The 19,442-nt window shown below is 43.9% G+C and carries 15 protein-coding genes; 5 read left to right on the top strand and 10 right to left on the bottom strand.

The annotated features are described in order from the left end of the window. Nucleotides 1–289: 289 nt before the first annotated feature. From vsple_RS03130 to vsple_RS03120, 3 genes are read right to left on the bottom strand one after another with little or no spacing between them, the layout of a single operon-like run. Nucleotides 290–1,240 (bottom strand): phosphoadenosine phosphosulfate reductase family protein, encoded by a 951-nt coding sequence (locus tag vsple_RS03130; RefSeq protein WP_261882644.1) that lies wholly within the window; start codon nt 1,238–1,240, stop codon nt 290–292. After that, nucleotides 1,237–4,494, bottom strand: coding sequence for a hypothetical protein (locus vsple_RS03125; RefSeq protein WP_261882643.1), 3,258 nt, complete (start codon nt 4,492–4,494; stop codon nt 1,237–1,239). The genes vsple_RS03130 and vsple_RS03125 overlap by 4 nt, the downstream gene beginning before the upstream one ends. A 6-nt stretch (nt 4,495–4,500) precedes the next feature. Then, nucleotides 4,501–5,415 carry a DUF4007 family protein gene (locus vsple_RS03120; protein WP_261882642.1) on the bottom strand — a complete coding sequence of 305 codons (915 nt, stop codon included), beginning with the start codon at nt 5,413–5,415 and terminating at the stop codon, nt 4,501–4,503. A 431-nt stretch (nt 5,416–5,846) separates the two neighbouring features. Here vsple_RS03120 and vsple_RS03115 point away from each other — a divergent pair, with 431 nt between their 5' ends. From vsple_RS03115 to vsple_RS03100, 4 genes are all read left to right on the top strand, one after another. Beyond that, nucleotides 5,847–6,809 (top strand): hypothetical protein, encoded by a 963-nt coding sequence (locus vsple_RS03115; RefSeq protein WP_261882641.1) that lies wholly within the window; start codon nt 5,847–5,849, stop codon nt 6,807–6,809. A gap of 166 nt (nt 6,810–6,975) precedes the next feature. Further along, on the top strand, nt 6,976–7,743 hold the full coding sequence (locus vsple_RS03110; protein ID WP_261882640.1) for a 1-acylglycerol-3-phosphate O-acyltransferase: 768 nt from the start codon (nt 6,976–6,978) through the stop codon (nt 7,741–7,743). 142 nt (nt 7,744–7,885) lie between these two features. Continuing rightward, complete coding sequence (locus vsple_RS03105; RefSeq protein ID WP_261882639.1) at nt 7,886–9,235, top strand: MBL fold metallo-hydrolase; 1,350 nt, start codon at nt 7,886–7,888, stop codon at nt 9,233–9,235. A 319-nt stretch (nt 9,236–9,554) separates the two neighbouring features. Further along, on the top strand, nt 9,555–11,102 hold the full coding sequence (locus vsple_RS03100) for an alanine/glycine:cation symporter family protein (protein ID WP_261882638.1): 1,548 nt from the start codon (nt 9,555–9,557) through the stop codon (nt 11,100–11,102). Nucleotides 11,103–11,223: 121 nt separating this feature from the next. Here the strand turns inward: vsple_RS03100 and vsple_RS03095 are convergent, their stop codons facing one another. From vsple_RS03095 to guaB, 3 genes are all read right to left on the bottom strand, one after another. Further along, on the bottom strand, nt 11,224–11,817 hold the full coding sequence (locus vsple_RS03095) for an acetate uptake transporter (RefSeq protein ID WP_032551341.1): 594 nt from the start codon (nt 11,815–11,817) through the stop codon (nt 11,224–11,226). Nucleotides 11,818–12,039: 222 nt separating this feature from the next. Then, complete coding sequence (guaA, locus tag vsple_RS03090; RefSeq protein ID WP_032551338.1) at nt 12,040–13,593, bottom strand: glutamine-hydrolyzing GMP synthase; 1,554 nt, start codon at nt 13,591–13,593, stop codon at nt 12,040–12,042. A 199-nt stretch (nt 13,594–13,792) separates the two neighbouring features. Continuing rightward, nucleotides 13,793–15,256, bottom strand: coding sequence for an IMP dehydrogenase (guaB, locus tag vsple_RS03085; protein WP_261882637.1), 1,464 nt, complete (start codon nt 15,254–15,256; stop codon nt 13,793–13,795). Between the two features lie 238 nt (nt 15,257–15,494). Here guaB and xseA point away from each other — a divergent pair, with 238 nt between their 5' ends. Beyond that, on the top strand, nt 15,495–16,835 hold the full coding sequence (gene xseA / locus vsple_RS03080; RefSeq protein ID WP_261882636.1) for an exodeoxyribonuclease VII large subunit: 1,341 nt from the start codon (nt 15,495–15,497) through the stop codon (nt 16,833–16,835). A gap of 88 nt (nt 16,836–16,923) precedes the next feature. Here the strand turns inward: xseA and ureG are convergent, their stop codons facing one another. From ureG to ureE, 4 genes are read right to left on the bottom strand one after another with little or no spacing between them, the layout of a single operon-like run. After that, nucleotides 16,924–17,562, bottom strand: coding sequence for an urease accessory protein UreG (ureG, locus tag vsple_RS03075; protein ID WP_008222792.1), 639 nt, complete (start codon nt 17,560–17,562; stop codon nt 16,924–16,926). A gap of 38 nt (nt 17,563–17,600) precedes the next feature. Further along, complete coding sequence (locus vsple_RS03070) at nt 17,601–18,281, bottom strand: urease accessory protein UreF (RefSeq protein ID WP_261882635.1); 681 nt, start codon at nt 18,279–18,281, stop codon at nt 17,601–17,603. Between the two features lie 21 nt (nt 18,282–18,302). Further along, nucleotides 18,303–18,887, bottom strand: a complete 585-nt coding sequence (locus vsple_RS03065) for a HupE/UreJ family protein (RefSeq protein ID WP_261882634.1) — start codon at nt 18,885–18,887, stop codon at nt 18,303–18,305. Between the two features lie 57 nt (nt 18,888–18,944). Further along, nucleotides 18,945–19,397 carry an urease accessory protein UreE gene (gene ureE / locus vsple_RS03060; RefSeq protein ID WP_255231361.1) on the bottom strand — a complete coding sequence of 151 codons (453 nt, stop codon included), beginning with the start codon at nt 19,395–19,397 and terminating at the stop codon, nt 18,945–18,947. Nucleotides 19,398–19,442: the final 45 nt, after the last annotated feature.

Below are 19,442 nucleotides of genomic sequence, written 5' to 3'. Positions count from 1 at the left end.
GTATCGGCTGTCAGTAACAATTGTAAGGCTGACGGCTCCATCATGGACTGTGTCATTGTTTCAGAACTCAGAACCAGTTTAGTCGTCAATTCAAACCGATATCAAAGCCACGCGCAATATAGGAGAAAAATGAGCGCATCAACGCTCACCTTTTGGTTATAGCCTTATTCACCAGTTAATTACTTAATGGTTAACAAAACCGGCTCTATGATGACATATCGTTGAGTGGTTTTCATTGATATCACCGTAAGGTCATAACTTAGTTCACGCGAATTATGCAACAAAGCCTTTATTTATAACAGGCTACACAAGCACCGCCGCCTTCCTGCTCATCGTAAATTTCATCCATAAAATCTCGGTCCACATCACTTACATCGACTTGCAGGACATTGATTCGTTTGCGTTTTAAAAAGCGCTCACGTTTCTTATCATGCTCAGATTTTATACGAGCAATTCGCTTCGGATCCTCGAGTGTGGATAAAGGAGTATCTTTTCCTAGCCAATAGAATGTGCCATTACCCTCGTCATCCTCAGCCCTCTTCTCGTAATTTTTGGCTTCTTCGAATGCCTCTGGATGACGCTCTCGCAGGCGAACCCATTCGATTTTTCTTTGATAGAAACAGAATGTACAGCCACTACGCGACCTCCAATCATAATATCCAGGCAACCCTTGAGCTTGGGCACTCTTGGGGTTATTTCGAGCTTCTTCCGTATCAGCGAACAAATCTGCTTGCTGTAAAATATCTTTGACGCCCGCCAAATCAATACCATCATCCCGAAACGGCATTACAGTAACAATGTCACGATTACTTGTTGCCTGGTACCCTTCGCGATAAGGCTCATCGGCTCTGATGCCAACATATGTAATTACTTGATAACCTTCATCTAAATACTTTTGAATCCACTTCTCAAATGGAACGAGCTTCATTTGTATAGTGCACCAACGAGCTTGTGGTGAAGGCAGATAGTCATTGTGCTCTTTCAACCAGTAATCAAAGTCCTTTTTCTCTCGGTTTGACGTGCAAATCTCCTCGTAGGGATCTATGATTTTCTTACCTATATAGCCCTCTAATCGATTTACAAACTCAATCACCTCAGGTAATTCCTTACCGGTATCAGTAAAGTAATAAGTCAAATCAACTTCCGGGTGCTTGTCACGCATGTAAATAGCTAACGCAGCGCTATCTTTACCGCCTGATAACCCGAGTACATGGAGTTGTTTCTTATTGGGGTCTATCATTTTGATTTTTCTCCTAGCAACGCTTCAAGAGACTTCATTAGAATAATTTTCTGCTCTTGTACTGATACACCAGATAGCATTTTGTCTATTTGATTGAGAGTATCTTGATGATCTTTATCTTCTAACGATTTATCAACATTCCCGATATTATTAGCGAAGTACTCAGCTAATTTGAAGCGTTCTACAAATACAACCAGCTCTGAGTTGGCCTTCTCTATTGCTAAATCATTCCAATTCCGTTCAGCTTTAGCTGACAAAAAGGAGATCATATTAGACGTCCATTCGTCAGTATCTTTACTAGTAAATTCACCAAGACGTCTAGCGAAAGTCTTCAAGCCTGAATCAGCAGTATAATTTTCAACACTAATTGCCCGTTCAAGAAACGCTGCGTTTACAGGCCCATTGAATAATGTATTAATGCGTCCTCTGAACTCACTCAACATTCTTCTATGAGCAGACTTCAGCTCGTCACAAACCTCAGTTATAACGCTCACTAACTCTTCATCGTCTTTGGTATGCAGAACCGCAGGCAAATCTTCAAGCAAAAACTTATTAGGGTCATCGGCCTTTAAAGCCACTAGCCTAAATGCTCTTGCGTTATTCGATAATTGTTGTGTGCTCTTTACCCACCCCGATAGACTTGCAACAAAAGAAACAAAACCTTGAGCTGCATAAAGTGTACTTTTCGTTGCGTCTGACTTATTTATTATTCTACATAAAGATTCAATGTAGCTTTTTTTTACGCCATCATCTTCAAAGTACCTTACACCTACGCTCCGTGGCTCTTTAATTAGTTTATTTACGAACTCTTCATCGGCACCTGTTATATAGATAAACTTATTTGTTACGTCTTTATCATAGAAAGCGAGATTATCTCTTTGTGCTAACACAAGAGATAGAGTCCAGATTGGAATTAAGCCACTTGTTAAACCATAAGGTTCAGCCGACCAAAGGTCGACAATATCACTAAGAGGAACTACACCATCAACACTGCGTTTTTTTACATGACTAATTGCATCATTCCACAGTTCATATACTTTCTGCTGTTGTTTTTTCTGAGCTCCTTTTAATCTAGGCTCAATTGTTGGCATTACAAAATCAAAATCGCCTTCACTATTTGCTGTATGCAAATTTAGATTTTGTAAACAAGATTTATACATTGCCATTTCTGGCGGAGTTCCGACAATGGCGAGGTCTTTTTCAAAATACTCTTCAACCATCTTAACCATCAACTTCTTTCTAGCCGAAACAGCGGCCCCCGAAGGTTTAGCTCGATTGATCAATTCGTTATAAAGTCGCGGGCATTGTGGGTAAAGATCTTTTGCGACGTTACTTGCCACGGTTGATAGGTTTACACCTTCAGTCTTTTTACCTTTGTTGTACCAAGTTGCACTATCAAACAAATCAGCATAGACATTATCGAACGCAACTTGCGTTAAGTTAATACGATATTCCAATTCTCTTCGAGCAATACGGTCATGTTGAATGACTGGATTATGTCGTGAAATGTTATCTAGACAGATTAAATCATTAATAATCGACTTTAATTGGTCAATAGCACTTGGTGCTGTTCCAAAAACATATTCCGGGTATTGTTTAGAAATAATATTTGCAATATCTGCATCGCCCGACGTCAGTAAAATGAAAACTGAGAATTCAGTTGAGTTTAGCTTGTTCTTTTTCTTGAACTTAGCACCATCAAAACTGCCGGTTTCAAAAACCATTTTCATCCAGCGTAAAACACCCACTTCATGATAATGACTTTTAGCAACAACATGATCGGATTTAGTTTCTAGAAACTTTTTCCATTCATCACTACTGCTCTGTTTAATTCTTTCATTCTCAAGCTCTTCATCAATATCAACATCGCTTCCTTCAAATACGGCATAGGACTGCAGGTGCTTGCGATAAACGATAAGGTTTTGTTCTTTGAGTTTATCAAGAGACAAATCTATTTCATCTGAGTTATATTCGTCTAATGCTGCATGCAAGACACTCTTCGTAGAGTAAAGCCCTAGTTTACGACCGAACATATTCAAAATCGCGACAGTCTTAATTAGCTCTTCAACAAACCCTTTTTCTCTTGCTTGCGTACGCTCAACTGCATCTTTTGCTTCCGACCACGCTCTTGCATCAGGCGAAGAAAGTATTAAGTGATCTAAATTCGTCTCGATGTAATCATACAAATCTGAAAGACGGTAGAGTACTTCTGCTTTATTGCTCCCAATAAATGACTGAAAACCATGATTTTCTACCGAGCCTAGAAAACCAAATGTACTCCGTTCATTTTGGCTAAATCGGCGTTTAGATAATGGCCCAAGTAAAAGGGTAGTTAATGGATGCAGAGGCAATGCTGATTCTAGCTTAGCCTTAATATTTATTGACTTAGATATCCGTGTATCTTCTAGTGCTTTAAGAGTACTTTCGACAACCGAGCTATTAACCCTGTAAGAAGGCTCTTGTACAATACTATTGCCAATCAACGTTACTGTTTCATCTTCAGAGACATTGAACAGTAGATCAGTGTAACGGCCTTGTACTTTAGCCCACCCTTCCTTCACAGATTGTGATTGTCCACGAGCGTATTCAGCAAATGCTTGATGTAAGAAGCCTACAAACAAAACAGGGAAATCTTTACGTGCCATTTTTTCAGCAAAATCTTGAAAAAATTGAAGATCTAGTTGCTTCGAGTTAAGGAACTCTAACGATTTACCCATTTCATCAAATAAAATAACAATCCCATCAAGAGAACTTTCAACTAACTTCATTACTTTGCTGAACGCCGCAAAAAAAGACTTCTCATCTTTTGGGGTTGGGATATGAGAAAGGTCGATATTATGAGCTTCAGATTCAGCTATTATAGATGACCATAATGCTGTAATTGGAGACTCAAAACTACACACAGATTTAACGACAAACCAACCATTGACTACTGGAATTTTCTTGTAAAAAAATTCAGAGAACTCAGGCTTAACAACTTCTGAAGCAATATTTCTAAGATTTCTTTCTGAAGACAGTAAACCTGCTAGCAAAAGGGCTACAGTTGATTTCCCAGTACCATATGGACCTGTAACTGTATAAGTTTTCCGATTAGACTGTTGGTAACCTTCTGCTATCGTTCTTAAAGTATTTTCTGCGGTACCATGAAATACAAAGCCATTAAAAAATTTGCCTTCAAAATCTAAATCTGAATCTATACGTGTTGAACGTTGAAAGCGAATATTGACATTGATATGTTCTTTTAAATTAGACACGACGACCTACTTATAAATCTTAGCGAGAAAGGTATTTTTGTTTTTTAATACAGCGATATCTTTGATTTGTATTTGACGAAGGCCTTGAGTATCCGTCCAACCGATTGACCCAGATGTCAGCTTTGAAGCTTGTTCTAATCTATTTTCTACCTCTGTCTGAGCCATGCGGAAAACGCGGGCTGGGCTACCAGGCTCAAGTAAGAATGAGTCAAATGACATCGTTGTAGCGCCGCCTTTACCCGATAACATCGAAAAGTAATCAATTAAAGCAAATGTGAAAACTTGATCGCTTAAACTGTTCCTTGGCTCCAACTCACACAAAAACTTCTGCCTATCAAGTTGCTTCAACAGCCCTAATTCACTTAACGGAGAAGAGAAACTATCTTCCGAAACTTTACTTGTTTTACTTTTTGCATAAGTCAAAAAGAAGGTGCTGATGTCTTTCGTTAAACTATTGTCTGCAGGTAATTGTAATATGCTCTTTTTCTTGGTATCTGATTCAAACTGTTTTGTTGCAAACAACTCTTTTATGAACACTAGAAGTGACTCTTTATCAACCTTTTGTCCATTATAAAAATTAAAAAATATACGATAAGCTGTCAGTTCGGATACGTCTCTGCATAGAAGCCAATGAATAAGCCACAATGAGCTTATGTTTTCTAAGTGTTCATCTTGTTGATCGATGTGAAAGTACTCATCGCTGACCTTATGGCCATCTGTCTGATCATAGATACCTACACGTCCGGCCCAATATTTTATTCCATCGACCATATTCTTGCCTACACCCCACTCAACCATTAACTCATCAGTAGAAAGTGTATCGAAGCCTTCAAGCTGACTAGTCTGATAAAATTTATAAAGCCACCCATAACGAAGTGGAAAAGTTTGGTGTCCAGAAAATCGTGCTGTATATTTATTCAAAATCGACCCTAAGATAACTTTCCCCCTCACAGAAAACAAAAGAAAAATCATTTAAAAACAACAATTTAAACGCGAGAGGTAATCATATATAAATCAAAAATATTTGCGCTTCATTTTACCGTTTTTGCACCAGACTACAAGGGAGGTCTAGCATCTCAATTCTTCTTTCAAACTCGAAATTGATAAGTTTGTTCTCTGATTCCTAATCAAAAATGAAATACCGAAAAGGCTTAACGACTTATAGATAATGCTCGATGACTTACCAATTTCAGGCAATCTCGCACGTTAAACGATACACCGTATAAATTCATGCGAAAGATAACCTATTGAAAAGCTAGTTATGTATACAACTAGATTTCATTAGAGAATGAACCTGATGGAAAGTTATGGATAAGCTATAAAAATACTGGACGTTAGAAGGATAAGCACTAATGACGCAACACTCATACATAGACATCCCCTTCAACTCGCGCCACACCTGTTGGTTCTGTGGGGAGCCGTCCAGTAATAGCTTTGAGTTCCCTAAATCTGCCGAGTCAATCGCTAAGCTCGAGCACCCGCCATTAGCAATCCCAACTTGTGGTGAATGCCAAAGCATCAGCTATCCAAAAAGCGTCACTTCCATTTGGGTACTGAGAGATAAAATTAAACAGGCGTTAATCAACAAGTATGCTAAACATCTCGGGATAGGTGAGAACTGGACAGAGCAAGAGTTAATAGACTGTGAGTTCTCTGGAGCAATCTTGGGTGGCTTTGGCAAAAGTGCCTGGAAAATGTATCAGATCGCGAAACAAAGGGTCGATTACCCAGGTTGGTCTTTAGCTATTGATACTATCCCTCTCAATGTTTATGACGAATCTGCTGGTTTTGAGTTTGATAGTACCCGCTACGCCAATGTGTATTCATGTATCGATTACTTTGTTAAAGCAGCTGGGGTCAACAAAGAGTTGCTCACCCAGTTGGTTGATATCGTTACACCAGCTCGATTTGGCTATGCATTACGAATCGCTAAGCTTAATAAAAATGCTTCTAAAGCAGCCCGTTTAGATATCGTAGATGAAGTGCTACAACAAGAATCAGAACAAGAAGAAATTGACCTTGAAAGACAACGCTCCGAGCTAACTTTTGATGAGGATGCTGAAGAGGTCAACATCTCTGGCAGCATCGCACCTAAATTTGCCATCCAATGGGCTTTAGCACATAAAGTGAAAGACTTAGATCATCTATGTTCACTCGAAGATGACTACTTCGATTACTTTGAACACCTCGGTGGCCCAGCCGCTTTTATGTCTTATAACGGGCTTCAGTTGTATCTAGAATCTCGTGAAGATCCAGTCTGGGTAGAAAACCAAGATCCAAACAAAGACCTATGGGTTCAATTACATAGCCAGTGAACACGTGTGTGCTGATACCCTAGATTCTTGGCTGCGGTTTTATATACATCTCTCACTCTTGATGTCTGCCGCTCTCAAAATGTTGCAACTTGGTTAAATAGAACTGAAGCTCTAATCTTCTTCAACGGTTTGAATACTGCCAATGTGCAGTGGAAAGGAGTCGGCTGTGCTTACTGTTCTTCGTCTTATTTTGGCTACGGTGTTTGTGGTTACCACGACACTGAGTGCGCTTGTTTTCTGTCTGTTTAGCCCTAAAAACCCTAAGCATGTGTATTTCTTCTGTCGCTGGTTCAATCAACTGCAAAAGATCCTTGGCCTTACAATTATTCAGCGCGGGCTAGAGAACGCGCCAACGCCGAAAAACAGCGTGTACATTTCGAATCACCAGAGTGTGTTTGATTTTGTCACCGATCCGGGAATGCTAAGGCCGCGCACCGTATCACTGGGTAAACGCGATCTACTGTGGATTCCATTCTTTGGTGTTTTGTATTGGATCACGGGTAACATTTTGATCAATCGTGAAGACAAGTCCAAAGCCAGAGATACGATTAAGCAAGTGGCTGAGGCGATTCACCAAAGAGACCTATCGGTATGGGTTTACCCAGAAGGTACTCGTAGCAAAGGCCGTGGGCTCTTGCCTTTTAAAACCGGTGCGTTCCGAATGGCAATTGAAGCAGGTGTGCCTATTACCCCAATGTGTACCAGTACCACTCACAACAAGATTGATTTGAATCGCGCCAACAACGGTATAGTGATCACTGAAATGCTCGCACCTATTGATGTATCGGGCTACCAACTGAGTGATGCCAGAGAGCTTGCCGATCATTGCCACGCTGTAATGGCGGAAAAAATCGCCCAGCTTGATGCAGAAGTCGCGCGCTTAGAGGCTGAAGCCAGTCCAAAGATCGATACACGTAAAAGTTCGACTCAATAAGCAGAGTGATATCTCGCGTCAATGGGGCTGAGTGAAGGCTCAGTTACATTTTATCGCTCGCGGCCTCGCAACTCTCATCGCTGCTATTTTCTTTGCCCGTCCCGATTAGCACAATTGAGGTTGGCTTTGATAGGAGCGACGAATGCAGGTTATTCATCACGGTGGTAAACATACAGTTACGGGCTCTTGCCATGAACTGAGAGTGGAAGACCAAGCAATACTGATTGATTGTGGGCTGTTTCAAGGTGCAGATACACGCCCATTAGACGTTGAGTTTAAGACTCAGCATCTAAACGCTTTGCTGCTTACTCATAGCCATATTGATCATATTGGTCGTATTCCATGGCTGCTGGCGACTGGTTTTAATCAACCAATCATATGTACCAAAGCGACGGCCGCTATTGCCCCGCTAATGATTGAAGATGGGTTGAAACTGCAAGGCTTTAGCCACCGCCAACGAAAGCTAATCCTCAAAAGAATTCACTCACTAATACAGCCCCAAGCCTATCATCAGTGGTTTCCAATTCCGCGAGCGCCTCACCTCAACAAGCAAAAAGATCATGGTAGGCCAAATACTCTTTATGCTCGTTTTCAACCCGCTGGGCACATACTTGGTTCTGCTTATATTGAGGTTAAATTGCCGAATGAAGAGGTCGTGGTGTTTTCTGGGGACCTTGGCCCAAGTAACACTCCTCTACTGCCAGACCCTGTGTCACCTGAACGAGCCGACTATCTGTATATTGAATCGACCTACGGTGCGAGCAATCATTCCAATATCGCTGAGCGTGCAGAAACACTAAACCGCATTATTGATCACTCACTAGAAGATGGTGGCGCAATCCTTATTCCCGCTTTTAGCGTTGGAAGAACACAAGAACTATTGTTTGATATTGAACAGATGATCGAGCAACGTTCTCTGAGTCGCCAACTGCCCATCATTCTTGACTCGCCAATGGCACACAAGATCACCCGCTCCTATCGCCAATTTAAAGAGCTATGGGGAGAGGAAGCGAAACAGAGATTAGCAGAACACCGCAATCCATTGGCGTTCGAGCAGTGCATTACGATTGATGATCACCGTGCCCATAAGAAACTGGTCAATAGGCTGAAATCAACAGCAGAGCCTGCGATCGTTATCGCGGCATCGGGGATGTGTCAAGGGGGACGAATTATGAATTACCTATCGGCACTGCTGCCCGATAAGAGAACGGATGTGATTCTAGCGGGTTACCAAGCGCACGGAACATTAGGTCGCGCGTTGCAGCAAAGGGTTGAGTCTGTAGAGATCGACCAAGCTCATATTCCGGTGAATGCACAAATTCATACTATGTCGGGCTATTCGGCTCACGCGGGTCAAAGCGATCTCATGCGCTTTATCGAGGGCATCACTCCCCCACCAAAATCTATCCATTTGATTCATAGTGAGCCAAAAGCTCAATCCACGTTGACCAAAGTACTTGAGGGGTGTGGGTTTAGTGTGTCAACTGACTAATTTAAGACGAAACGAGTATCGCGATAGCAAATTCGTTTCACTAACTCTGCGATAGCTAACTCCATGATCAACTGTAGTTTTTAAGCAAACGACCAATGAAAAGCATCCGTGAAATATAACTAGATATGCAATAAACTGCATCTATATGTCGAATGGCGAACGGAAAAATAGAACTTATCGTTAACAAAAGCTCTCAATAACATGCGATATATCACACTATTAAGCTTAGATAGACAAATAATTTAACAAGAGCATTACATGTGAAGTATTGTGTTGTACGAAAAACAATCATAAGTACAACTAACAGGGAAAAATACTCATGCAGTCATTCGTTGATTTTTTGAATGGAATAATCTGGAGTCCGGTACTGATTTACTTGTGTCTAGGCGCAGGTTTGTTCTACTCCATAATGACCCGATTTGTTCAAGTTCGTCACTTTTTTGAAATGTGGCGTTTGTTGTTATCTGGCAAAAGCTCAAGTAAAGGTATCTCATCTTTTCAAGCACTTGCTGTTTCGCTTTCTGGCCGTGTAGGTACAGGTAATATTGCTGGTGTTGCTGCGGCAATCGGTTTTGGTGGTCCTGGTGCGGTATTCTGGATGTGGGTTGTTGCCTTCTTTGGCGCGGCAACGGCGTTTGCAGAATCAACACTGGCTCAAATCTATAAAGAAGAAGATGAAGGCGAGTTCCGTGGTGGTCCAGCTTACTACATCGAAAAAGCTATGGGTCAGAAATGGTACGCGTGGATCTTCGCTATCGCGACAATCTTTGCTTGTGGTGTTCTACTACCAGGCGTGCAGTCAAACAGCATCGGTAATGCGGTAGAAGCAGCGTTTGGCACAGGCGACATGATCGAAACAGCTATCGGTACGTTCAGTTTTGCTAAAGTTTTCACTGGTACTGTTATTGCGATCATCCTAGCGTTCATCATCTTCGGTGGTGTTAAGCGTATTGCGAACTTCACGCAAATCGTGGTTCCTTTCATGGCGCTAGCTTACATCGTGATTGCTTTCGTTATCATCCTTCTAAACATTGGTGAAGTGCCACGCATCTTCGGTATGATTGTTGGTGATGCATTTACGCCTATGGCGGGTGTTGGTGCTGCTATCGGTTGGGGTGTTAAGCGTGGTGTTTACTCTAACGAAGCAGGTCAAGGTACTGGTCCTCACGCGGCAGCGGCTGCAAGCGTTGAGCACCCTGCACAACAAGGTCTGGTTCAATCTTTCTCTATCTACATCGATACGCTACTAGTATGTTCAGCAACTGCGTTCATGATTCTTATCACTGGTGCATACAACGTACACGGTGGTGCAGAAGGCGCATTCCTAGTACAGAACCTAGCTGCAGATATCGGCGCGAACGGCCCTGTATTTACACAGCTTGCAATCGAAAGTGCTCTACCAGGTGTTGGTAAACCATTCATTGCGTTCGCTCTGTTCTTCTTCGCGTTCACAACTATTCTTGCTTACTACTACATTGCAGAAACGAACATCGCGTACCTACGTCGTACTATTAAGATTCCAGGTATGATGTTTGCTCTGAAAGCGGTTCTTATCACTGCAGTATTCTACGGTACAGTGAAAACCGCCAACCTTGCATGGGCAATGGGTGATGTGGGTGTAGGTCTGATGGCTTGGCTAAACATCGTCGGTATTCTGATTATCTTCTTCATGTCTAAACCAGCTCTGAAAGCGCTGAAAGATTACGAAGAGCAACAGAAGAAAGGCGTGACTGAGTACACATTCAACCCAGTTAAACTTGGCATCAAAGGTGCAACTTACTGGGAAGGTAAATACAAGCGCGTAACAGGTAAATCACCTGAAGCTGAAACAGCTGACAGCAAACCAGTTGAACAGCCATCTGCGTAAGTAAACGCCTAAGCTGGATAGATGCTGTAAGGTCTATTCAGCGATAATAAAAAACGGGTTAGCCATGTCGGCTAACCCGTTTTGTTTTCCTGTCTCTTAAGCCTGTTCTCAAAAACCGGTCTTAAGCTGCGATCTCTTGCGTTGCAACTTGCGGTGCTTTCTTCTCACCGATTGGCAATACTGTGCGACCGTATTCGTTGTTGATCACTTGAGCCATTGCAAAGTAGATAGCAGAAGCGCCACAGAAGATACCTTCAAAACCAGCGATGGTGCCGATAAGTTCGCTACCCGTGAAGTCACGCGCTGCTAGTAGGAAGAATAGAATCGTTAGAGAGCCGAAGACCACTTGCTTCGCGACTGGGTAGCATAAAGATCCGATGAACATGAAGCCTGTGAATACGCCCCACAGTAGTAGATACCAGCCCATAAAGCTTGCTGGGCTTGCTGGTAGGCCCATGTAAGGCATTACGATCAGACCAACCAGTGTCAACCAAAATAGACCGTAAGAAGTAAATGCTGTCGTACCGAACGTGTCACCACGCTTAAAGCACATAGTGCCGACAATCACTTGGCTCAAACCACCATAGAAAATACCCATCGCTAGGATCATCGAATCAATCGGGAAGAAACCTGCGTTGTGAATATTAAGAAGAATAGTGGTCATACCGAAACCCATTAAGCCAAGTGGCGCTGGGTTAGCTAGTTTGGTCGACATTGCGAATTTACCTTTATCAAATAGGGGTTAAACAAAACCAATAAAAATTATAATAAAATTTTAATCTATAAACCGTATTTGAGGTAATCCAGTTATCGAAAACTTAGGTTGAGTAAATGATCATTCTGGCGATTGGCTTCAAAAAAACAAAAAGCCCCGAACTGAGTTCGAAGCTTCTAGAATCTAAGACAAATTTGTCTCGATTACATCAACAGAGAGAGATTATTCCCACTCGATTGTTGCTGGTGGCTTACCAGAGATGTCGTAAACAACACGTGAAATGCCGTCAACTTCGTTGATAATACGGTTAGAAACCTTACCTAGGAAGTCGTATGGCAGGTGTGCCCAGTGAGCAGTCATGAAGTCGATTGTTTCTACAGCACGTAGAGACACAACCCAATCGTACTTACGGCCATCGCCCATTACACCAACAGAGCGAACTGGTAGGAATACCGTGAACGCTTGAGATACTTTGTGGTAAAGGTCAGCAGCGTGAAGCTCTTCAATGAAGATCGCATCAGCGCGACGTAGCAAATCACAGTACTCTTTCTTGATTTCGCCAAGAACACGAACACCTAGACCTGGACCCGGGAATGGGTGGCGGTAAAGCATGTTGTATGGAAGACCAAGCTCTAGACCGATCTTACGTACTTCATCTTTAAACAGCTCACGTAGAGGCTCAACAAGGCCCATTTCCATATCGTCTGGAAGACCACCAACGTTGTGGTGAGACTTGATGACGTGCGCTTTACCCGTCTTAGATGCCGCAGACTCAATTACGTCTGGGTAGATAGTACCCTGAGCTAGCCACTTAGCATTTTTCAGTTTCTTAGACTCTTCGTCGAAGATATCTACGAATACGTGACCGATGATCTTACGCTTAGCTTCAGGATCGTTCTCACCTTTAAGTGCTTCTAGGAAACGGTCTTCAGCGTTAACGTGGATGATGTTTAGACCAAACTTGTTGCCGAACATATCCATAACTTGCTCAGCTTCGTTGAGACGAAGTAGGCCGTTATCTACGAATACGCACGTTAGTTTGTCGCCGATTGCACGGTGAGCAAGCATCGCAACTACCGATGAATCAACACCACCAGATAGACCAAGGATAACTTCGTCGTCACCTACTTGCTCTTTAATACGTGCAACTGCATCTTCAATGATTGAAGCAGAAGTCCAAAGGCCTTCACAACCACATACATTAAGAACGAAGTTTTCTAGCATTTTCATGCCGTTCTTAGTGTGCGTTACTTCTGGGTGGAATTGAACGCCGTAGTATTTCTTCTCTTCGTTCGCCATTGCTGCGTAAGGACAAGTGTCTGTTTCACCTGTTTTAACGAAGTCAGCTGGGATTTCTACTACTTTGTCACCGTGGCTCATCCAAACATCTTGAGATGCTTCTAGATCAGCAAACAGTGCAGATTCACCCGTTACTTGTACTGCTGCGTAGCCGAACTCACGCTCAGTAGACGTTGCTACTTTACCGCCAAGTTGCTCAGCCATCGTTTGCATGCCGTAGCAGATACCGAATACAGGAACACCTGAATCAAATACGTACTGAGGTGCACGTGGAGAATTCTCTTCCGTTACACTTTCAGGGCCACCAGAAAGGATGATGCCGTCTGGGTTGAATTCACGAATATCCGCTTCTTCTACGTCCCAGCTCCAAAGTTCACAGTAAACACCGATTTCACGAATACGACGAGCAACTAGCTGCGTGTATTGAGAGCCGAAATCTAGAATTAGAATACGTTGGTCATGAATATTTTTAGTCATTGTAAGCAGTCTTATTGGCTATGTGATGAAACGGAGGCGAGTTTACTCACCTCTCATTAACTCTTCAAGAAATAAAGCAAACGTTTTCGTCAATTTTCTCTTACTCAATGTTTAATCACTATATAGATAGAGAAAAAACAGAGCTAGATAAAACAGTGTGCCTCTAATGGGCACACTATAAAACGTTTAAAGAAGTCGATTAACCTAGACGGTAGTTAGGCGCTTCTTTAGTAATTTGAACGTCGTGTACGTGAGACTCTTTCATGCCTGCACCAGAGATACGAACAAACTCTGCTTTAGTACGCATATCTTCGATAGTTGCTGAACCAGTTAGGCCCATGCTTGAGCGAAGACCACCCATTTGTTGGTGAACGATCTCTTTTAGGCGACCTTTGTATGCGATACGACCTTCGATACCTTCTGGTACCAGTTTGTCTGCTGCGTTGTCAGACTGGAAGTAACGGTCAGAAGAACCTTGAGACATTGCGCCAAGAGAACCCATACCACGGTAAGACTTGTAAGAACGACCGTTGTAAAGGATAACCTCGCCCGGTGCTTCTTCAGTACCAGCAAACATAGAACCCACCATCACACAAGATGCGCCAGCTACGATTGCTTTACAGATGTCACCAGAGAAACGGATACCGCCATCAGCGATAACTGGGATGCCGTATTCGTTAGCCACTTCTGCTGCGTCTGCGATTGCTGTTACTTGAGGAACACCAACACCAGTAACGATACGAGTTGTACAGATAGAACCAGGGCCGATACCTACTTTAACTGCGCTTACGCCAGCTTCGATAAGTGCACGAGCACCTGCACCCGTTGCAACGTTACCACCAATGATCTCTAGATCTGGGTAAGCTGCGCGAGTTTCGCGGATACGGTTTAGGACACCTTCAGAGTGACCGTGTGAAGAGTCGATAAGTAGAACATCTACACCAGCTTCAACAAGAGCAGCAACGCGCTCTTCGTTACCAGCGCCAGCGCCGACAGCGGCACCAACACGTAGACTGCCGCGCTCATCTTTACATGCGTTAGGCTTACGTTCTGCTTTATGGAAATCTTTTGCTGTGATCATACCGGTTAGTTGGAACTCATCGTTCACTACCAGCACTTTCTCAACGCGTGCTTCGTGCATTTTTTCTTGCACTTCTTCACGTGTTGCACCTTCTTTAACTGAAGCTAGACGCGACTTAGGCGTCATCACTACGTCTACTTTCTTAGACAAGTCTGTTACGAAGCGAACATCACGACCAGTAATGATACCAACCAGTTCATTTGTTTCAGTAACCACTGGGAAACCAGCAAAGCCGTGCTTCTCAGTTAGAGCGACAACGTCAGCGATTGTTGCATCAGGGCTTACTGTTACAGGGTGAGAAACCACACCTGCTTCGTAGATTTTAACCTGACGAACCATCTCAGCTTGTTTCTCGATAGACATGTTCTTGTGGATAAAGCCAATGCCACCTTCTTGCGCGAGTGCGATAGCCAGACGAGCTTCCGTCACGGTATCCATCGACGCAGAAATCATAGGGATGTTCAGTGAAATGTTTTTAGTCAACTGAGTGCGAAGATCAGCTGTGTTTGGGAGAACAGTGGAGTGTGCTGGCACAAGTAGTACGTCATCGAATGTCAGCGCTTCTTTGGCAATTCTTAGCATTTGCAATATCTCACAATTGAGGGGTAGAAAGAAAAATCCCGCTTCATCGTTTCGCATAATGAAGCTCTTAGGATTAGATATTGCGGAGGGATTATACGCACGGGGAAATCGCTTGGCTACACATTTTTATATTTTTTATTTGCATTTACCCCCTTGATATGTATTATATTGCCGCTATCTTCCATACTCACGCCCTGTGAGATACGACATAAGACCGTCCGACAAAGATAGCGCCTCTATGACCAATCCAAACATCTTTACTGTTTCTCGCCTCAATGCGGAGGTTCGACTTCTTCTTGAAAATGAAATGGGTATTGTCTGGCTCGTCGGCGAGATCTCCAATTTCTCAGCACCTGTCTCAGGTCACTGGTATCTCACTCTTAAAGATTCTCGCGCTCAGGTAAAGTGTGCCATGTTTCGTGGCAACAACCGTCGAGTGACATTTAAACCTCAGAACGGCAATCAAGTGCTGGTTAAAGCTCGCCTCTCTCTTTATGAGCCGCGTGGTGACTATCAGCTGATCATTGAAAGCATGCAGCCTGAGGGGGATGGTCGACTTCAACAAGAGTTTGAAAAACTCAAGATGAACCTTGCTGCAGAAGGCCTATTCGCTCAATCCAATAAGCAGCCACTGCCTGAGCATCCTAAGCGTGTTGGTGTCATCACTTCGAAAACGGGTGCCGCTCTCTACGATATCTTGGACGTACTTAAGCGTCGTGATCCATCTTTGCCTGTTGTTGTTTACCCAACCATGGTTCAAGGTGAAGAAGCAGCGATTCAGATTGCTCAAGCGATTGGGCGTGCCAATGAGCGCAACGAATGTGATGTATTGATTGTTGGCCGTGGTGGTGGTTCGCTGGAAGACCTTTGGTGCTTTAACAACGAAATCGTTGCGCGCACCATTGCGGCAAGCCAAATCCCGATCATCAGCGCTGTCGGTCACGAAATAGATGTGACGATTGCTGACTTTGTTGCTGATATGCGCGCGCCAACTCCATCAGCGGCGGCTGAACTGGTTAGCCGTGACAACAGCCACAAAGAGCAAGCTTTTTCTGCCAAGCGTGCGCGTTTGATCAGTGCGATTCGTCACTCATTGATGAAATATGCACAAACGACACATGCACTCAAATTCCGCTTAGAGAAGCAGCATCCAAGCTACCAGCTACAAAAGCAGAGTCAGCAACTTGATGATCTCGATATGCGTTTGCGTCGTGGTATAACTCAATACTTAAAACAGCACCAACAACGTATCGAGCGTAAACACCACCAGTTGCAACTCCACTCGCCGGTGAAACACTTGGGTGAACAAAAGCTGCACCTGCAACGCTCTGAGCAAAAGCTATTGGATGCGATGGATAAAACACTGCTAACCACTCGCCACCAGCTGGCTATGGCCGCTGAGAAGCTGGAAACAGTAAGTCCACTCGCGACACTTAAGCGTGGCTACAGCATCACTCATTCAGCTTCTAAACAGACAGTCTCTTCGATTGAAGATGTGAATGTTGGCGAAGTGATAAAAACGCAAGTTGAAGATGGCGTGATTGAATCTCAAGTCACCCAAAAGATTGCAAAAGCATAATCAACTTAGCCGCACTCAATTAGAAAGCCCTATCAGATTTGATAGGGCTTTGCTTATGGGGGGGGGAGTTATCAGAAGCTGCGAATGACTAACTTGTTTTCTCGGGCTCTTTAAGCGTAAGCATTCCTTCGGTCACAATGAAATCGATAATGGTGTCTAACCCTTTACTCTCTTTAAGATTGGTAAACACAAACGGTTTGGTTGGACGCATACGTTGCGTGTCTTGCTCCATCACTTCTAGCGACGCGCCAACATAGGGTGCCAAATCAATCTTGTTGATCACCAGCAGATCCGAGCGAGTAATACCCGGGCCGCCTTTGCGTGGGATCTTCTCCCCTTCTGCTACATCAATTACATAGATAGTCAGATCAGCAAGCTCTGGACTGAACGTCGCACTCAGGTTATCGCCACCACTCTCAACAAACACCACATCAAGATTTTTGTGCAGCTTAGCCAGCTCTTCAACGGCTGCAAGGTTCATCGACGCATCTTCACGAATCGCAGTGTGTGGGCAGCCGCCCGTCTCCACACCGATGATACGGTCAGGTTCTAAAGCTTCAGCTCGCGTGAGGATTTTTGCATCTTCCTGTGTATAGATATCGTTGGTCACGACCGCGATATTGAGCTTGTCACGAATCGCCTTACACAGCACCTCAAGCAGTGCCGTTTTACCAGAGCCTACTGGGCCGCCAATACCGATTCGAAGCGGTTGCTTATAACTTTCCATAGTCTTATTCCTTATATTCTTTTCACTACATCGTTGCGCTATGAACGAAATAGTCTTGTGTATTGTGTTTCATGCAGTGAGCTGGCAATCGAAAGCGAGGGCGTGAAACTGCCAATCATCCACTCTTCAATTTTTCGCGCCTGATTGATCACTTCAGGAAATCGTTGTGTGACATTCAGTAGTGCTAGCTGACCATCGGTTTGACCAAGTGGCACTAGCTTCACGCCAGCAGTGACCAAGTTCTCTAACCAACTCCATAGATAGCCTTGCTTTAAATCCTCTAAACTGATTTTCCAATGCCTTGCTGCTATGCAGAATCCCAACAGTTGATTTGGGTGCGATTGGATTGAATCCATGACAGAGACATCAATCTCCAATCGTTTTAGCAGAGTAAACAACGCCAGCCCACGCTGTTTCTCCTCAGCGCGCAGCTCGCTGGTTTCCCGGCTTGCGTACAAAAAATCACACCAGTACTCAATCTGATCGAGCTCGCCTTGTTCTAGTGCCAGATAGAGTCGGTCTATAATTGGCAGCTCTAGAGTGGCGACACTTGAGTTCGCCATATAGTTCAGCCACTGCTCCATCGTAGCGCGGTTGGTCACCCAACCCGCTTCCACGGCATACTCCAGCCCCTGAGAATAGGTGAAGCCACCAATGGGCAATGAAGGGCTAATTAATTGAAATAGGCGATAGCTCGCGACATTCGCTGTTGCTTGCATGCTTATCTCCCTACGGACAATCTAGGCCGCCATTAAAAACAGCGCGCTTAGCGAAGCCACACCCAGAGATGCCCATTTTGAATACAGCGCCTTGCCTGCAACATAGCCAACGCCCATCAATCCTAAAGCACTTACGCCCATGCCTGCCGCGAACTGTGCAAGACCAGACGCAGCTTCAACGCCGTGGGCGTAACCATGGAAGAATAGGAAACCAATTGAAACAGCCAGTACGCTGTTGACCTTAGTTGTTGAAGGTGAAAACACATGCCATAGACATAGGCTTACGACAAACAGAGAAGCGATAATCGCAGGCTCAATCACGACAGAGAAGCCCATTGCTTGACCGACTAATAGTCCTGCCATCAGAGAGACAAGACCGCCACCGACTAGAGCAGATTTGATCTTGTTGGAATAAGAGAGCGCACCAATCAACATACCAAATGCCACCAGCATGATCAGGTGATCGACGCCAGTAACAGGGTGCGTTAAACCAGAGACAAGTGAGTGAGAGCCGTGATCATGGCCTGGGTGAGCGAAAGCCAATGTTGGTGTTGTTAGCGAAGCGATTGTTAGTGTCGTTAAGCCTGTAGCGTGTTTAAAGTTCATCGCGAAATCCTTGCTTTATTGTTATTTAAATCGTTGTTGTATCTAGGAATAGATGTGTTAGTGATGGTGGTGATGACCGCCAGAGCGCCCACCATAAGCCCCACCTTCTGGTTCAAAAGGTTGTTTTTCAGTGGTTACTGTTGCACCTAAACCCTCGACCATTTCATCCAGTACATGGTCGTGCTGATAGCGAACCCAGCCAGCTTCCACTTGCAGGGGAACATGTCGGTTACCTAAGTGATAAGCCACGCGCGTCAGCAGATGCGCATCATCGCAATACACCGTAGAGACGGTTTCCGGTGCTGCTTTAACTTCGACCGTTAGACCACACTCACTGGTGAGCTGTTCGCCTCCACGTAGGATGTGTCCGCGAGGAAGAAACAAACCAGCGTCACGACCATCATCGAGCGTCACTTTAAGACGGCTTTTAATACGACTGTCGATCGGTAGGCTCAAAAAGCCATCGGGAGTCGTGCTCTGCTCTGCTTGAATTTGAGTTAGTTCAATCATGTTATTACCTCAACCTCCATATGAGATTCATAACCTTGAATAAGG

Source organism: Vibrio pelagius, from assembly GCF_024347575.1.
GTDB classification, from domain to species: Bacteria; Pseudomonadota; Gammaproteobacteria; order Enterobacterales; family Vibrionaceae; genus Vibrio; species Vibrio pelagius.
Note: the sequence above shows the minus strand (reverse complement) of the source record. Positions and strands in the feature narration are given on the sequence as shown.

What these genes read in the sequence shown, in the direction of transcription:
- vsple_RS03100 (WP_261882638.1), top strand. Translation starts at nt 9,555, where the DNA reads ATGCAGTCATTCGTTGATTTTTTGAATGGAATAATCTGGAGTCCGGTA.
- vsple_RS03115 (WP_261882641.1), top strand. Translation starts at nt 5,847, where the DNA reads ATGACGCAACACTCATACATAGACATCCCCTTCAACTCGCGCCACACC.
- ureG (WP_008222792.1), bottom strand. Translation starts at nt 17,562, where the DNA reads ATGGAAAGTTATAAGCAACCGCTTCGAATCGGTATTGGCGGCCCAGTA.
- guaA (WP_032551338.1), bottom strand. Translation starts at nt 13,593, where the DNA reads ATGACTAAAAATATTCATGACCAACGTATTCTAATTCTAGATTTCGGC.
- vsple_RS03095 (WP_032551341.1), bottom strand. Translation starts at nt 11,817, where the DNA reads ATGTCGACCAAACTAGCTAACCCAGCGCCACTTGGCTTAATGGGTTTC.
- guaB (WP_261882637.1), bottom strand. Translation starts at nt 15,256, where the DNA reads ATGCTAAGAATTGCCAAAGAAGCGCTGACATTCGATGACGTACTACTT.
- vsple_RS03070 (WP_261882635.1), bottom strand. Translation starts at nt 18,281, where the DNA reads ATGCAAGCAACAGCGAATGTCGCGAGCTATCGCCTATTTCAATTAATT.
- xseA (WP_261882636.1), top strand. Translation starts at nt 15,495, where the DNA reads ATGACCAATCCAAACATCTTTACTGTTTCTCGCCTCAATGCGGAGGTT.
- vsple_RS03130 (WP_261882644.1), bottom strand. Translation starts at nt 1,240, where the DNA reads ATGATAGACCCCAATAAGAAACAACTCCATGTACTCGGGTTATCAGGC.
- vsple_RS03065 (WP_261882634.1), bottom strand. Translation starts at nt 18,887, where the DNA reads ATGAACTTTAAACACGCTACAGGCTTAACGACACTAACAATCGCTTCG.
- ureE (WP_255231361.1), bottom strand. Translation starts at nt 19,397, where the DNA reads ATGATTGAACTAACTCAAATTCAAGCAGAGCAGAGCACGACTCCCGAT.
- vsple_RS03105 (WP_261882639.1), top strand. Translation starts at nt 7,886, where the DNA reads ATGCAGGTTATTCATCACGGTGGTAAACATACAGTTACGGGCTCTTGC.